Here is a 15798-nt window from a genome sequence, read left to right as displayed (position 1 = left end):
TGATGGCCAAGCAGTCGATTCTAGCGATCATGCTTGCCGCTAAGCGCAACGGACTTGCGCTGCGCTACATTCGCAATGCAGACGGCTCTGAGGTTCTTGAGCCGATCACCTTGACGGCAGAGGATTTCACAGCACCTATGCCTGCCCATGAGACAGAAACGCTCGCCAACGACTTCGCCAGGCGCATCCATCATGCTCAGCGGCGCACACAGAGAGGTTAAGACCCTTGCGCACGGGGTCGCCATTTATTGGCGATATGGCCGAGGTGCGGGCTCTGTTCCGCTTGCGCAATTCAAAGCCCCAACTTTGGCGGAGGCCCTTGAGCTTGAAGCCAACGGCACCTTAGAGCTGGCAGAGGCTTGGACTGCAATCCACAAGCCCATGCCCTCGATTGCTTATCTGTCCGGCATGCTGGCAGGTTTTCAGGCCTCAAAAAAGTTTGCCCGCATGGCCAACAGCACCCAGCTTGAGTGGTCGCGCTGCTTAAGCCAGATCAATGCCGACATTGGCAAGATGACCCGCCGCCAGCTGGAGGGCCCTGCAGCCACGCGGGAGCTGATCGCGTGGCGCGATCGCTACGAGGCAACCCCGCGCAAAGCCGATTATCTGGTCACGGTTTTGAAGGCCGCACTGAAGCATGCCCGCACCATGGGCTGGCTGAGCGGGGATCCCTGCGCCGGGATTGAGGCGCTGTATTTCTGCGACCGATCAGAGATCGTGTGGCATGCGGGTGAGATTGAGGCCCTCTGCGCCGCCATGCAGCCCGACATGGCCCGCGTGATCCGCTTTATGTGGCTGACGGGCCTTCGCAGAGGCGATGCTGTCAACGTCAGATGGGACGCGATTGAGGGCGACGTCCTTATTGTGCGGACCGCCAAGAGCCGTGGGCGCGCCAAGCAGGTGATTGAGATCGGCTCCGATCTGGCGGGCCTGCTGGCCGAAACCCCGCGTCGGGCAACCACAATCATGAGCGGTCCGACGGGTGCCCCCTATAGCCCCGACAGCATCACACAAGGCCTGATCCGGGCTTTGAAGCGGATCCGCGAGAAGCCAGGTCTTGCTGATTTTGCCAAAGGCAAGCGGCTGCACGACCTGCGCGGCAGCCACGCGACCGACATGGTGGCCAAGGTTCTGGCCGACCCGGCCCTGCGCGAGAAAATGGGCTGGACCACAGGCAAAACCAGCGCGCCGCAACGGTATGTCGCGCCAGTCACAGCTCTTGCCACAGCGCGAAAACTCGTTAGAGGGAACACAGAATGAATGCTGCTTGTAGCGGGCCTGTAGCGGGCCTTCACGCAAAGGCAGCTAAGTCATTGATTTGCGGGCGTAGTTCAGAGGTAGAACGTCAGCTTCCCAAGCTGAATGTCGTGGGTTCGATTCCCATCGCCCGCTCCATCCCTGTCCGTCTTCGGTCGTCCTTCCAATATCCCTTAAGGGCCGTGTGGCCTATTCGGTCAGGCGCAGGGATTCTTCGAGGGTCGCGGCCAATTGACGGAAGGCGGTGCGCACTTCGTCTGGATTATTGGCGTGGAAATAATAGCCGGCTGACGCACAATTCTGCAGGGCCGGGGTGATCTGGTCATAGACCGGGCGCACCCAAGTGTTGAACGCGCTGTCGCCATCCAGTCGGACATAACGCAATTGCACCACCGCAACCCGATAACCCTTGGCACGGACAGCTTGGCAAGCTGTGGCTGCAATAGGCCCTGGCGAGATGGAGTTCCAGTCAAACTGCATGCCGTCGGTCACGATGATGATGAACTTCTCGGGATTGTTTTGCGACCCATCACCCGCACCGGTGCTCAGAGCGTTACCACCTGCTGTGATCGCGGGAGACAATCGAGAGGCCGCCTGAGAATTATTGGTCCCGGCAAGACGGAAGGTTGAGACAAAATTCTTGGCGGCTTGAACATCAGCTGTGAAATTCATCTGGCGCTCCCAGCCGCGTGCCATTCGAGCCACGCCAAAGCGCGCGCGCAATCCCAAAGGATAGGCTTCATTCAACTCGTCAATCAGAATGTTGACGCTTTCCTTCATGATGTCGTGGCGCAGCTTAATCCCATTCGCATGGGCGCGCTGCTCGGAAGTGGCATAGAGATTATTGTCAATCAAAGCCGTCGGCATGTGACAGGCAAAGGCGCAATTGCGGTGGGCGGGATCACGGCGAGACAACGCCCGCAAAGCGTCCCTGCCTGCTTCATCAGCTGCCACGCCCATAGAACCAGAGCCATCGAGCCAGAGATCAACGTCAACATAACGATAATCGGCTTTGCGTGCTTGGGCGGCACCGGAAATCACGGCGTTGGTTCCCCCCGACACCGCTGGAAAAATAGCTGGCTGACTGGCTTTGTAGGTCAATCGCGCCATGCGCACACGGCCTGTCTCCGTGGTGATCTGCAATTGTGTGACCGCAGCGCGTTCGGCAGGCGTGAGATTGGCCATAAAGGTGGCGCGCGCCACTGATTCCATATCGGCATTGGCAGTTGATGGGGTAATGGCGGCCAAGACAGCGGTGTCCGCAGCCCCCTGATAACGAGTCTTGCCGCTGGTGGTCATGGCAATCTGGGTCGCACCCAGCACAACAAAAACCAGAGCGCTCGCTGTCAGGGCGAACGTCAGAGCCATGGAGCCAGTTTCGTCTTGAAGACGGCGTGCACGGTCTGATAGCGTCTGCCAGATCAAATTAACGATACGCATTACAAGTTACTCGACACACAATTACTGTGCCCGAAATACCGCCAAATTATGAATTTTTCGAAATCAGAAATAGTAAACAATTTGATAATTCAAATAAAACAAAGTAATTACTGCCAAGTATTTCTAGTGTAGCGGAACTGCTTTTCAACGTGGGACTCGTCGTTCGAGAAATTCAGATTCACGTCGTTTGTTCCAATTTTTCATTATGATAAGCCGTGAAACAGAAGGCTGCAGACGTTTACGAGGTCGCCTTTTGTCTCCTCGAAAAGTCATTAACCGTATTAGCCGATGTCGCATCGCCTCATGAAGCAAAAAACATAGTCTAATCAGGTAATCGCTTAATCGCCATTTTGATCAAAACTTATGCAACTACAGACGAATAAATGGTATTATAAATGCATTTATGTAGTTTGTGTGCGGATTATATCCGATTTTCAATAAGCATTAACACATTTTTGTGAATAGGTGAGTTCAACAATGAGGGTGGAAACGTGGATCATCTGACCCTGAGGACTAAATTCTCCATCATGATCGCCGGAGCCGGCTTGTGTATTGCGGCGGTTTCAGCGGCATCTTTCTTTTCGCTTGAAAAGTTCAAGGCGGCGCAGGACCAAGTCCAACAGATCGGTGTCGCCGGACGCATCTTTGCTGAAGCAGACATGATGCATGACGCGTTAAACTCCGACGTGTTGCAGGCGTCCTTGATCGGTCGCGGGCTTGCCGAAGGTACGGCCGCAGACATCAAGACCAATGTGACTGAGCACGGCGATACTTTTCGTCAGGCGATGGCTGATATCGAGAAGTTGAACGTCCCAGAAAGCGTGCACAGCTTGGTCAAAAACGCCAAGCCTGACCTCGAAGCCTATATCTCGATGGCCGGCACGGTGAGTGCACTGGCAACACAGGATCCCGACGCTGCCCAGCAAAAAATGGGAGCCTTTACGGCAGCCTTTGAGAAACTTGAAGAATCCAATGGTCAGGTCAGCGACGAGATTGAAAAGAATGTGACGGCCCTTGATTCTGCTGCCAAAGCAGAACTCAGCTTTCAGCTGATGCTCTTGGGATTGGTGGCGCTGGGCTCAATCGGCGCTCTGGTGGTCTTGAGTCTCTTTGTGTTGCGAACAATTGAACGGCCCCTGACTGAAGCCGCTGAAGCGATGGATCGGATTGGACAAGGCGACCTCAGCGGGACCCTGATCTCACGGACCCAAGATTCAGTCGGCCGCATCCTCGATGCGATTAATGATTATCGCAAGGTGGCAGGCCGTGCGCGGGAGTCTGAAGAAAAGCGGCAGGCTGATGCAAAGCGTGCCGAGCACGAACGCCAGCAATCCTTGCACCAGGTCGCGGAGACCTTCGAAGCATCGGTGGCCGAAATGATCCAATTGGTGGTCGCAGCTGCCAGCCAATTGCAGCAATCAGCGTCAACTCTGACCACAACAGCCAATGCAAATGCCGAGCACACAAGCTCGGTCACCAAGACCACCTATGACAGCGCCCAAAACATTCAGCGCGCCGCGCAGGCGGCTGAAGAATTGTCAACAAATGCGCAATTGATCTCGGAGCAGGTCATGGAAGCGCAGAATGTGGCACAGGAGGCGCAAAGCCAGGCGATCTCGACTACCGAGTCGGTATCGCAATTGCGCGATGCCGCTCAGCGCATTGGCGAGGTCATTCAATTGATCAATGACATCGCCAATCAAACCAATCTTCTCGCACTCAATGCCACCATTGAGGCAGCGCGGGCTGGGGCTGCGGGTAAAGGCTTTGCGGTGGTTGCGTCAGAGGTCAAGTCTTTGGCCGAGCAAACCTCGCGAGCAACCGACGAGATTGCCGCACAGATCTCAGGTATCCAGAATGCGACCTCTGGGGCGGCTGCGGCCATTGAAGTTGTCGCCAAGACGATTGGCAATGTGGCCGTCATGTCCACGTTGATTTCCCAATCTGTTGAGGCTCAAACCGAGGCGATTGATGAGATCCGCAATACCACCAGCCAAGTGGCGGTGGGCTCCGACATCGTGTCGCACTCAATCACGGCACTCTCGGGTGGCACTGACACCACGCGCTCTGCCGCTGGTGACACGTATCAAGCTGCGGCTGAATTGCAACGTCATGCGACAAAGCTGCAGGATGATGTCGCCAACTTCTTGTCCATGCTGCGCGCGGCTTAAGGGACTAAACGGGCCTGATGCAACCCATCAGGCCCTGGTTTACTCAACAAACAAATCGTCTGGCGTTGAGGGTCTGTGCTCGATTCATGTGGACCGAGCACCGGCCCAATTAATGCGACAAGCGGCCTTGCTTTCTTATGCCCGCTTGGCCTGCACCAATGCGGCGAGCCCGTCGAGCAGCTTCTGACCTGTGTCTACCTCGTGCCGGCCGAGGCTTGCCAACAACTGCAGTGTCTTGCCATGTACCAAGGCGGCATCCCAGTCCCATTTGCCGCTGCACATGATCTCATGAACTTGACACATGGATTGAGCGGCCTGGCAGACCATGTCCGCCTGGATGAAGCTCGAGCTTGAAATGATCTGTGAGGAGACCTCGTAAATCTCCTGAATACGGTCAGGGTCACGGGCTTTCAGCAAGATTGCCAACGCGTCTATTTGGTCGTGCATGACGTCTTCAAACTGGTCGCGCATTCCCAACATGGTCAGCTCGCTGCGTCCGGCCATCTCATCGACTGGCAACTTACCCAGCTTGCTCAACTTGCGCTTGAGGGAGTTATTGTTCGGTTTCGTTGTCATGAAATCGCAACCCGTATTGGCTTGAACATGCCGTCAATCTTGCTTTGATCAAGTTGCTGGCCGGCTATATCACTTACTTTGTCGTCGAGGTCAGTGGATCGACGCCCAGTCTCAACCCCGGCCGGTAGGCCCGTCGCGCGGACCCGGCGATCTGGCCCACGATAGGTGGGGGTATCAACCAAGGCGCGTGTATCTTTGGATAGCCACAAGATGCGCTTCAATAAGATCCCCGGCGCGACCGGCTTTGCGACCACGAAACTGGCACCCGCATCGCGATAAAGCCCAATTTGAACCTCACTGGCATGGCCAGCAATCGCAAGGATCGGTGTCTCGCATTTGTCGCCTTCAAACTCCATTCGGAAACGTCTGGTGATCTCAACCCCATCGAATTCGGCGGTCGAACAGTCCAGAATGATTAAGTCAATCGACTTGGTCTTGTGCAGTTCGAATGCCTCCTGCAGGGTCCGGGCCTTAAAGCGTGCGGCCAGGCCGAAGCCGGAAGTGACGGCAGCCAGCATGTCCATTGTATGGGCCCCGTCGGTTATCAACAGGGCGTTGAGGCCAGTCTTGGGAGGGCTTGAGGAATTACCGGTCACACCATCGCTCCTCTTAAAATAACTCTGGATCGGACGGGCGGGGCAGGACGTTCAGACCGGGTGATCCGAAGCCTTGTTGACCAAGGCGCTCAGCCAAATGCGCGAGAGGCAGACTGGTCAGTGCATCTTGAACCGCACCACCGTGCGACAATTGAGTCAACAAGCGCGATAGACTGTCGAGGGTTTGAAGAATCTGGTCGAGGGTCTGTGCCGCCATGACCCCGGAGGTGCCGGTTGTCGTGGCTCCGGCGCTTACCAAACCTTCAAGCCCAGCGGTGCCTTGGCGAACATTGTCGAGCTCGGACGCCAACCTTGCCAGCAATGCATCGGGTATCTCAGCCATCAGAACAGCTCCACATCCCCAACCGACGTCTCCCGGACCGGTGGCGGTGCCGGCATTGGATCAATCTGGCTGACAAACTTCTGAAAGGCTCTCCCGGTTGCAGGCCAGAACTCAACCCGGCGGGCATTGGTGCCCTCGGTGCTGCCGCCGAGGATGGGAATGCCTTCAGCCTCAAGAAAGCGCTGGGCAAAGGCGGCATTCGTGGCCCCCACATCGCGCAGGCCTTGGAACATCTTGCCTCCGCCAAACACCTTGGCCTCCAGGCGTGATTTCACCGCGCCCAAACGCATCAGATCATTGATCAGAAGTTCGGCAAGATAAGCGCCATAGCGGCCATGCGCGTCGTGGATGGCATCGGGGCTTTCTGGCAGCAGGAAATGGTTCATTCCCCCCACTTTGGCTGCCCGATCATGCAGGCAGATGGCCACGCAACTCCCGAGAATTGCCGTCAGACACACCCCTGGGTCACCACTGGCTTCATGCTCGCCCTGGTTGACATGGATGCGCTTGGCAAATCTGGCAGTTTCCGAGTTTGGGTTCATGTCAGCTTTCCAAACACACTTTCAAGCTTGGCTTTGAGCTGAGCGGTGGTGAAAGGCTTCACCAGAAAATTGTTGACGCCAAATTGGACAGCCCGCTGCACCAGATCTGCGTCCGCCCGACCTGTCAGCATAATGAAGGCTGTGTTGGCCACAGGTGGATGAGCCCGGATCGCCCGCAAGAATGCCAAGCCGTCAATCTTGGGCATATTGAAGTCCGAGATCACCAAATGGGCAGGCTTGGTGATCAATTCACGCAGACCGGCCTCACCATCGGCGGCCTCGCGGATATCCTTCACCCCAATTTGATTCAGGCAGGTTTTAACCAAAATCCGCATGGATTGCTGGTCATCGACAATCAGGACGTTCAAGGCACTGGCGGCTGGCATGACGGGCTCCCTAGACAGGACTTCTGACAATGGAACAGGTTTCAAGAATGGCTTCGGCGATGCGGCGCAGCGGAAGCTGAAGCGCCACCGCGCCGATCTCATGGGCAGCTTTCGGCATGCCATAAACAACGGAACTGGCCTCATCCTGGCCTAGAGTGGCAGATCCGGCACGACGCATGGCCAACAGGCCTTCGGCTCCGTCACGTCCCATGCCGGTCAGGATGACCCCGGTGCTGGGGCGATTGAGCTTGGCGATTGACAGGAACAGGGCGTCAACCGAGGGCCGATGCCCATTGATCAAATCTCCCTCCACCAGTCGGCAGCGCGGCACCACTGAATTGGCGACTTCGAGGTGGAAGTGGCTCCCTGGTGCCAGATAGGCGTGGCCCGGCTGAAGCGTATCGCCATCCTCTGCCTCCTTCACCTCAATGGCGGAAGCCTTGTTCAGACGCGCGGCGAACTTCTCGGTAAAGCCTGCCGGCATGTGCTGGGTGATCACCACGGGCGGGCACGTCACCGGCAGCAAGGGGACGATGGACAATAGGGCTTCGACCCCACCCGTCGACGAGCCGATGGCGATGATATGGCCCTGGCTGGCGCGGAAGGAGGTTTGGCTTGGTGCGGCTTCGCGCTGCATTACCGTTCTGACTTTGGCTTGGGCAGCTGCCTTTACCTTACTGACCAGATCGGGGAAGCCGTGGGCGGGATTGATCGCCCCTGATGGTTTACCAACCACATCCACCGCACCAAGCTCTAAAGCCGCCAGTGCGACATCGGTACCCGCTTGGGTCAGGGTCGAGACCATCACCACCGGCATAGGCCGCAGGCGCATGATTTTCTCAAGAAATTCCAGCCCGTTCATATTGGGCATTTCGACATCAAGGGTGATGACATCAGGTGTCAGTGCCTTGATCATCGCGCGGGCTTCATGCGGCTCTTCTGCGGCCCCCACCACCTCAATCTCGGGGTCGGCATTGAGGACAGCCGAGATCAGTTGCCGCATGGTCGCTGAATCATCAACCACGAGAACACGAATGCTCATGCCGCCCTCCGTTGATACGTGGTCAGGCCGATGGTGTCGAAATGGCGTTCGGCAGGTCCACTCACCCGTTCAGAGTGACCAATCATCAGATAGCCGCCCGGCTGCAGCATATGGGCAAAGCGCGCCCAGATCCGCTCCTGGGTCGCCTCATCGAAATAGATCACCACATTGCGGCAAAAGATAACGTCGAATTTGTGCTTCATCGGCCATGCACCGATCAGATTGAGCACATTGAAGCGAATGAGCTCGCGCAGACTTGTGCGCGCCGTCAGATGATCGTCATCAAAGCGCTGGAAAAATTGCTGACGCGCTTGGGCCGGGACGGGATTGAGAAGCTCGTTCCGATAAATTCCCGCGCGGGCTTCTTCCACCATGTGGGGGTCGATGTCCGTCGCCAGCAGTCGCACATCATGAGAGGCGGCATCAGGCAATGCAGACAGCAGGCTTATCGCCATGGAATAGGGTTCCTGCCCATTTGAGCAGGCAGCAGACCACAGCCGCACACGATCACCGGCACGCGCCTTGGGCGCTAATTCGCGGGTGGTAATCTCATGGAGGGTATCGAAATGGTGTGGCTCGCGGAAAAAGCGGGTGACATTGGTGGTCAAGGCCGCCAGCATGGCTTGCAATTCATCGCTACCCTCAGGGCTGTCGATGAGGGCGCAGTAATCGCGGAAACTTGCAAGACCCAATAGGCGCAGACGTTTAGCCAGCCGTGAATAGGCCAGCGCGACTTTGCCGTCGCTCAGCACAATGCCCGACATCTCTTTCAAGGTTCCGGCGATCTGGGCAAAGTCGTCAGCGGTCATGACATAGTCACCGCTGACGAGACTCTCCCTGGTGTGCTGGGCAGCCCTCATGCGACTTCAGCTTCAAGTTCGGGTAAGACTAAATTGACGTCGAGCAGGCTCAGAAGGCGGTCGCCAACCGGAATGATGCCGATGATCAAAGCCTTCATTTCATCCATCGCCACCGACGGCGCAGGCTGAATATCGCCGGCCTTGACCATGATGATTTCACTGACCGCATCAACCAGCAGGCCAACGGCGCGCGATCCGATCTGCACCACCATAATGACATTGCGGCCACTGGGTTCACACGCGCCCAGCCCGAGCCGGGCTGACAGATCGAGGATCGGCAAGATGGTGCCGCGCAGATTGATCACGCCCATCATATAGCCCGGTGTCTTGGGCAGTGGGGTTGCCGCGGTCCAGCCACGGATTTCGCGAATGGCCATGATATCGATGCAGAATTCCTGCCCGCCCGCCATGAAGGCCATCAATTCCTGCTGAGCAATCTCGGGATTGGTGTGCTGATCTGTCATGGCACTAGCTCGCTATCTTGAAGTCGGCGTGATTGGCTTGCTGGCGGCCAAGCACCACCAGTGCATCTATGTCGAGAATGAGGGCGACCCGGCCATCTCCCAAGATCGTGGCCGCCGAAATGCCCTCGACTTTGCGGTAATTGGTCTCAAGGCTCTTGATCACCACCTGCCGTTGGCCTTGGATGTCATCAACCCACAGGGCCACTTGCGAGCCACCTTCGTTTTCAACCACGATAGCAATACCGTCCTTGCCATTGATCTCGCCGCGGTCAGGTGGTGAAAAGCCCAGGACTTTGGCGGTGTCGATCAGGGGCAGGAAGCGATCGCGGAAGCGGATCACCCAGTCGCGCGCGCCAATGCGGTGGAGGTCCCCCTCGCGCGGGGTGAAGCTTTCGATGATCGAGGGAAGGGGCGACAGCAGAGTCTGGCCCCCCGCGCGCACCACCATGCCATCCAGCACCGCCAAGGTCAGCGGCAAGCTCATGGTGAAAACAGAGCCCTTGCCCGGCGTCGACGCAATAGAAATCCGTCCACCCAATTGCTGGATCGACCGGCGCACCACATCCATACCAACCCCGCGACCTGAAATATCCGACACGGTATCGGCTGTTGAAAAGCCCGGCAGGAAGATCAGATTGTCGGTTTCTTCATTGGTCAGATTGGCGTCTGCGGCGATCAATCCACGGTCAATCGCGATCTTGCGCACCCGCTCACGATTTATCCCCCGACCGTCATCGCTGACTTCAATGACAATACGGCCAGATCGATGCAAGGCAGCCAACCGGATTGTGCCTTCCTTCGGCTTGCCCGCGGCGGCGCGGCCTTCGCTGTCTTCCAGGCCGTGGTCGATCGCATTGCGGATCATGTGTGTGATGGGTTCGGCGAGGCGGTCAACCACGGTCTTGTCGACTTCGGTCGCCTCGCCCTCGGTGACCAGACGTACCTGCTTGCCGGTCATTTCGGCAACTTCGCGAACCAGGCGCGGCATGCGCTGGAACACCGACTTTACCGGTTGCGCGCGAATGGCCATGACGCTGTCTTGGATCTCGCGCGAGAGTTGTTCAAGGTCTTCCAGCCCGACTTTGACGGTGGAGGAAGCCGTCAGGCCGCATTCAGCCACGCTCTGGGCCAACATGGCCTGTTGGATTACCAATTCGCCCACCACATTGATCAGCTTGTCAATGCGATCAAGATCCACCCGGATGGAGGCCTGGGTTCCCGCGCTTGTGGCAGGTGCAGCTGCGGCAGTGGCAGCAGGCGCTTTTGTTGGAGTTTGGGGCGCTGTTGTTGGGGCCTCACCAGCCGATTGGATTGGTGGCACCAATGGGGCTTGGGCCGCGGCCAGCAAAGCCTGAATATCGACATCGGCTGCTGCTGGAACCACAGGGTCACTGGCTGGTGCTGTGGCCGCAGCCAATAAGGCCGCAATATCGACGTCCCCGACATCGGGCGTATCCAACGCGCCGCCCTTTGGCGCGATCACCAGATCACATTCATCTTCGACAAATTCGAAAATCTCTTGGATGGCGGTCTTCTCAACCGGCGCATCGAGCTCAATCGTCCAGCTTAAGCCGGCTGCCGTCTCATGAAGATCGGCAAAGGGGGCAAGCGCCTCGGCATGTAAGGTGACAGTGCAGGGGCCAAGGCGGGCGAGTTCACGCAACAACAAGGCAGGCTCATTGCCTGTCTCATAAAGCCGGACATGGGGTTTGAAACTGATCGTCCAGCCCTCGGGCACCATCGCCGCGTCTTCGGGGAGTGCATCGAGGTTGAACATCACCGGTTTGAAGCCAAACGCGGCTTCGATCTCATCGGTTGTGCCAGCTGGGGCTGAGGGTTCAGGCGCTGCGGCAGGCAGGGGGGCCGGACCAGCCCCATTCATGAGCGCCCGCAAGTCGTTGGCAACAGTGGCAGAGCGTTCCTCATCCATGGACGGGATCAGGCCGCGGGCAAAACTCACATGATCGGCAAGCACGTCAGAGGCATGCAACATGGCGCGAATGGCGGTATCGTCACAGGCTTTGCGGCCTGAGCGCAATTCGTCCATGAAAGTTTCAAACACATGGGCAAACCGCACCAGGTCTTCGAGGCCGAAGGCACCCGCGCCACCCTTGATCGAGTGGATCGCCCGAAATGCCGCGTTGATTGTCTCCCCATCACCATCGCCAAAAGTCAGTGCGGTGACACTGGCTTCAAGGTCTGTCAGCAATTCCTCACATTCAAGGAAGAAGGTTTGCTTGATGGCTTCAAAGGGATCATCAGCGGACATTGGGTTTATCCTGATACGCGGCGGACGACATCGACCAGTTTGACTGGGTCGAATGGCTTGACGATCCAGCCGGTGGCACCGGCTTCCTTCGCGCGGGCTTTCTTTTCAGGCGAGCTTTCAGTGGTTAGAACCAAAACCGGCAGACCGCGATAGGCCGGATTGGCCCGCACCCCTTCGATAAATCCAAAGCCATCCATACGGGGCATATTGATGTCGGTAATCACCACATCGGCTCCCTCGCGGTCGAGGGTTTCCAGTCCATCCACACCGTCCTCGGCCTGGACGACGTCATAGCCCGCATCGCTGAGTGCCAGCTTGAGCATGTCACGCATGGTCCGGCTGTCATCGACGGTCAGGATTTTCTTGTTCATGGCGTGTCTCCAAGCGGGCTTAACAGGTCGGCCGGTGCCCCGAAGGCGGCCCATTGGGCGCACAAGGCCTCCGACGGGCTTTGAATGGCAAAGGCTAAATTGCGGTGGGTCCAAGCAGCATGGGCAGCCAGCAGGATTTGCAAGCATTGACCGCCAAGGCTTTCAACTTGGCTGCCGTCCAAGCTGACGGGTTGGTCTTCCAGACCATTTAAGGCCGCATGCACCTGGGGTGCGGTGCGGGTGTCAAGATTGGCGGGCAGGTGATAGACCGTCATGGTCAGATGTCCTTTAGGGCTCAGAATTCTTCCCAATCATCCTCGTCGGCTTGGGCGGTAGGCTTAGGGGCCGCCCCACCACGACCGAGCGGCTTGATCGCTGCGATCGTCTTGCGCGTGCTGGCCGAAATTGGGGTGCTGGATGCCGGACGTGCGGTTGGAATATGACGGGCCGGTTGAATCGAAAGCCCAAGATTGAAACTCGACAGCGAGGCTTCCAGCGCATCGCCCTCGCGGTTGAGTGCGTGGCAGGCCGCAGTCGTCTCTTCCACCATTGCAGCGTTTTGTTGGGTGACTTGGTCCATATGATTGACCGCCGAATTGACCTGGGCCAAGGCAGTTGCTTGTTCCTGAGCCGAAGCGGCAATTTCGGAGATCAAGCTGTCGATTTCGCTGACCCGGCTGACAATGCGATGCAACGACTCCCCGCTCTTGCCGACCAGGGTCACCCCGGAACTAACTTGGGCGGAACTATAGGAGATCAGTGTCTTGATTTCCTTGGCAGCGTCGGCTGAGCGTTGAGCCAAGGCCCGCACTTCAGAGGCCACCACTGCAAAGCCACGGCCGGCATCCCCGGCGCGGGCAGCTTCCACCCCGGCATTGAGTGCCAACAGATTGGTCTGGAAGGCGATTTCATCAATCACGCCAATAATCTGGCTGATCTTCTGTGCTGAATCCTCAATCGCGGTCATGGCTGCCACCGCATCGCTGACCACAGCGCCTGTAACTTCGGCTTCCCCGCGCGCGTCGCGCACCACCGTGGAGGCTTGGCGGGCACCTGTCGCGGTTTTATTGACCGTTGCCGTCACCTCGTCGAGTGCTGCGGCGGTTTCCTCGAGGCTGGCTGCCTGCTGTTCTGTGCGACGCGACAAATCATCGGCGGCGTTTGCGATTTCGGTTGCCCCGCTGCGGATCGAAGCCGCATTGGATGCGACAAAGGCGAGGGCTTCCTGCAACGTGCTCACGGCGTGATTATAGTCATCACGGATCTGCTTGAATTCCTCAGGGAAGTCGCCTTCGATCTTGGAGGTCAGGTCACCATCGCTCAGACGGCCCAATGCATCACCAAGGCTGGAAACGACCTGGGCCTGCAGTTCGGCGCGGGCGCGGTTGATGTTTTCTTCCCGCTGACGCATCTGAGCCGCGGCCTGCTGGCGGTTGGCTTCTTCCTCGGCCTCGGCTTTGGCCTTGGCGTCGAGCATGGCTTGTAAATCCACAACCGATTGGGCGATGGCCCCAATCTCGTCCTGGCGGTCAATCTCGCTCAAAGTTACATTGGCCTTGCCCTTGGCCATTTCTGCCAAAGCTGCCTGCAGCGAGGCCATGGGCACAATGATGCCCTTGATCGCAAACCAGATCAGGCCCGCGCTAAAGATAAAGCCCAGTACCAGAATGAAGCCCATGATCGTGTTGGCAATCATGCTGGTGGTGTCCGATGTCTTGGCCGCGGCGGTACCATAGGCTGCAATGGAATCGCCCAAGCTTTCCATCTTGGTTTCCACCACGCTGAACTGATCTGCAAATTGCTTGAGGACAGCCGCAGAGGGCTTTTCCCCTGTAGCCGTGATTTTTTGGATGGCTTGAGCCCGCTCAGCATAGGTCACCAATTCAGGCTCCAACGCCGTTACCAAGCCCACCAAGTCAGGGTTGGGAGCCAATTCCTTCGACTGGGCAATCGAGTCAGTGAAGGATTTTGCATGTTCAGCCAGATCGGCCTCTGCGACTTTAGGGTCGATGCCATTTTCGGGGTCAACGGCCAACATCGAGTTCAGCACATCCCCGCGCATGGCATCGTGCATCATGTCAGCCTGCATGTGCATCTTGGCCATTTTGGCGGCCTGATCCACCTGCATCTTGGCACCTATCAACGCATTGGCTGACCAGATGCCGGCACCGGCACACATCATCAGCATGATCGTCACGGCGGCCCCGCCTGCCCAGACCTTCTGCTTGATCGTCTTCATGTTCGGTTGCTCCTGCTAGGTCGTATTCAGACTAAAAAGGGTTGGTTGTCGCGCCGATGGATCAGAAAGCGACAGTCAGTCGGACGCTGGAAATCAAAGCGTCCTCAGCGGATTTCACGGCTCCGGGGTTTGGTGCATAGTGCAGGCTGCCCTGCAGGCTAATGGAAGAAGTGAGCTGATCTGCCACAGTCACTTCCACGCCGGATTCTCCCGACTTTGGTGTATCGCCGTTGCTGCGCGCGGTGTCCTTGAATTGGTCAGAAACATAGGCATGACGGACGCCAAGAGAGAACTGGCTGTTGGGTCGGCCGGGCAGAGCGCGATCAACGAGAAAACCGGCCGAGAAGGAACCGGTGAAGTCAGATGTGTCGCCGTCGCTCACACCCGCGCGCACAAAGCCCGTCACAGATGGTCCGGTTTCAGATTCGATAAGGGGCTGTTCTACCAGGCCGTAAATGCCCCAGGGTTGTATGGATGCTGCGGGCCCTGTTGGGCGATATGCGGCCACTTTGTCGGTGTAGCGCCAGCCCCCCAGCGCGAGGAGGCCGCGGCTGGTCAAGCCTGCTTCGGCAATGACCAGCGAGCCCTCATTGAAATTGTTCGATGAACCGGGGTCCCCCCAATTGTGCGCGCGGGCCCCAAAAACCCCGACGCGCAGATAGGAATTCTCCGTTGGCTTGAATTTGCCGACCAGGGCCAAAGACGTCGATGGGAAAATGGACGGGCCGTTGCTGCCAGTGGCAGCCAGTTCGGTGCCAATCCCATAGGGAGGGCCTACCAGCAAACCTGATGCGTCGGTTGCATAGAAATGGGCGTTCAGGTCAATATAGCCAAACGACACAGAAGTGTTGTCGCCAAAAGCTTGCTCAACGGCAAACTCATAGACTTTGAATCGGCCATCGGCGACTTCGAGATTGGAAACACCCTCTAAAGTGCCGATGCGGTCATTCGGGCGGTCCCCCGAATTGCCCAGCACATTCATGTAAAGCGTGGTACCTTTGAGGCCGAAAGCTTTTTCAAGATCCCAATTCACCAGCACATTGACATTGTCGAGAAAGAAGGATTTGCCGTCGGCGGCACCTTGGTGGGCGCTCACCCACTCGCCGGTATATTCGGCTTCAATCGACAAGCCGCTTGGTTCAATAGCACCGCGAAGCCCATCGAGTGGCTTACCTCCGTCTGCCAAAGCGGCGCTGGAGGTCAAAATACCGGCGATAAAGCCGGCCATCGTCATTTGGGTTG

17 protein-coding genes and 1 tRNA gene are annotated in these 15798 nt (G+C 57.5%); 4 read left to right on the top strand and 14 right to left on the bottom strand.

Annotated elements, in window-relative coordinates; all coding sequences use genetic code 11:
* Window positions 1–2 precede the first annotated feature (2 nt).
* From PbB2_RS15970 to PbB2_RS00275, 3 genes are all read left to right on the top strand, one after another.
* Window positions 3–221 carry a hypothetical protein gene (locus tag PbB2_RS15970; RefSeq protein ID WP_192576083.1) on the top strand — a complete coding sequence of 73 codons (219 nt, stop codon included), beginning with the start codon at window positions 3–5 and terminating at the stop codon, window positions 219–221.
* On the top strand, window positions 193–1260 hold the full coding sequence (locus tag PbB2_RS00280) for a tyrosine-type recombinase/integrase (RefSeq protein WP_192576082.1): 1068 nt from the start codon (window positions 193–195) through the stop codon (window positions 1258–1260). Before PbB2_RS15970 ends, PbB2_RS00280 begins: the two co-directional genes overlap by 29 nt.
* A gap of 60 nt (window positions 1261–1320) precedes the next feature.
* Window positions 1321–1395 (top strand) — tRNA-Gly (locus PbB2_RS00275).
* A 51-nt stretch (window positions 1396–1446) separates the two neighbouring features.
* Here PbB2_RS00275 and PbB2_RS00270 read toward each other — a convergent pair.
* Window positions 1447–2697 (bottom strand): TadE/TadG family type IV pilus assembly protein, encoded by a 1251-nt coding sequence (locus PbB2_RS00270; protein ID WP_108983293.1) that lies wholly within the window; start codon window positions 2695–2697, stop codon window positions 1447–1449.
* A 491-nt stretch (window positions 2698–3188) separates the two neighbouring features.
* On the opposite strand from PbB2_RS00270, the gene PbB2_RS00265 reads away from it, so the two are divergent.
* Complete coding sequence (locus PbB2_RS00265) at window positions 3189–4868, top strand: methyl-accepting chemotaxis protein (protein WP_133245662.1); 1680 nt, start codon at window positions 3189–3191, stop codon at window positions 4866–4868.
* Between the two features lie 135 nt (window positions 4869–5003).
* Here PbB2_RS00265 and PbB2_RS00260 read toward each other — a convergent pair whose 3' ends face one another.
* From PbB2_RS00260 to PbB2_RS00200, 13 genes are all read right to left on the bottom strand, one after another.
* A complete protein-coding gene (locus PbB2_RS00260; protein WP_108983291.1) occupies window positions 5004–5444 on the bottom strand; it encodes a hypothetical protein in 441 nt (146 codons plus the stop codon).
* Entirely contained in the window at window positions 5441–6040 is a 600-nt protein-coding gene (locus PbB2_RS00255; protein WP_133245661.1) for a response regulator, read from the bottom strand. Before PbB2_RS00255 ends, PbB2_RS00260 begins: the two co-directional genes overlap by 4 nt.
* Before the next feature lie 13 nt (window positions 6041–6053).
* Window positions 6054–6383, bottom strand: coding sequence for a hypothetical protein (locus PbB2_RS00250; protein WP_108983289.1), 330 nt, complete (start codon window positions 6381–6383; stop codon window positions 6054–6056).
* Window positions 6383–6925, bottom strand: coding sequence for a chemotaxis protein CheD (locus tag PbB2_RS00245; protein ID WP_108983288.1), 543 nt, complete (start codon window positions 6923–6925; stop codon window positions 6383–6385). The genes PbB2_RS00250 and PbB2_RS00245 overlap by 1 nt, the downstream gene beginning before the upstream one ends.
* Window positions 6922–7311: a response regulator gene (locus tag PbB2_RS00240; protein WP_108983287.1), complete on the bottom strand. Its 390-nt coding sequence runs from the start codon at window positions 7309–7311 to the stop codon at window positions 6922–6924. Before PbB2_RS00240 ends, PbB2_RS00245 begins: the two co-directional genes overlap by 4 nt.
* 10 nt (window positions 7312–7321) lie before the next feature.
* Window positions 7322–8353, bottom strand: coding sequence for a protein-glutamate methylesterase/protein-glutamine glutaminase (locus PbB2_RS00235; RefSeq protein ID WP_108983286.1), 1032 nt, complete (start codon window positions 8351–8353; stop codon window positions 7322–7324).
* A complete protein-coding gene (locus PbB2_RS00230) occupies window positions 8350–9162 on the bottom strand; it encodes a CheR family methyltransferase (RefSeq protein WP_272949217.1) in 813 nt (270 codons plus the stop codon). The genes PbB2_RS00235 and PbB2_RS00230 overlap by 4 nt, the downstream gene beginning before the upstream one ends.
* Window positions 9163–9209: 47 nt before the next feature.
* Window positions 9210–9677 carry a chemotaxis protein CheW gene (locus PbB2_RS00225; RefSeq protein ID WP_108983284.1) on the bottom strand — a complete coding sequence of 156 codons (468 nt, stop codon included), beginning with the start codon at window positions 9675–9677 and terminating at the stop codon, window positions 9210–9212.
* A gap of 4 nt (window positions 9678–9681) precedes the next feature.
* Window positions 9682–11946, bottom strand: coding sequence for a chemotaxis protein CheA (locus PbB2_RS00220; RefSeq protein ID WP_108983283.1), 2265 nt, complete (start codon window positions 11944–11946; stop codon window positions 9682–9684).
* A gap of 5 nt (window positions 11947–11951) precedes the next feature.
* Entirely contained in the window at window positions 11952–12317 is a 366-nt protein-coding gene (locus PbB2_RS00215) for a response regulator (RefSeq protein WP_108983282.1), read from the bottom strand.
* Complete coding sequence (locus tag PbB2_RS00210; protein WP_108983281.1) at window positions 12314–12592, bottom strand: STAS domain-containing protein; 279 nt, start codon at window positions 12590–12592, stop codon at window positions 12314–12316. The genes PbB2_RS00215 and PbB2_RS00210 overlap by 4 nt, the downstream gene beginning before the upstream one ends.
* A 20-nt stretch (window positions 12593–12612) precedes the next feature.
* Window positions 12613–14556, bottom strand: a complete 1944-nt coding sequence (locus PbB2_RS00205) for a methyl-accepting chemotaxis protein (RefSeq protein WP_108983280.1) — start codon at window positions 14554–14556, stop codon at window positions 12613–12615.
* A gap of 61 nt (window positions 14557–14617) precedes the next feature.
* Complete coding sequence (locus PbB2_RS00200) at window positions 14618–15784, bottom strand: carbohydrate porin (RefSeq protein WP_238164778.1); 1167 nt, start codon at window positions 15782–15784, stop codon at window positions 14618–14620.
* Between the last annotated feature and the right edge of the window lie 14 nt (window positions 15785–15798).

This window comes from Candidatus Phycosocius bacilliformis (assembly GCF_003112735.1).
Lineage (GTDB): Bacteria > Pseudomonadota > Alphaproteobacteria > Caulobacterales > Aquidulcibacteraceae > Aquidulcibacter > Aquidulcibacter bacilliformis.
This window is presented reverse-complemented; position numbering and strand designations above follow the sequence as displayed.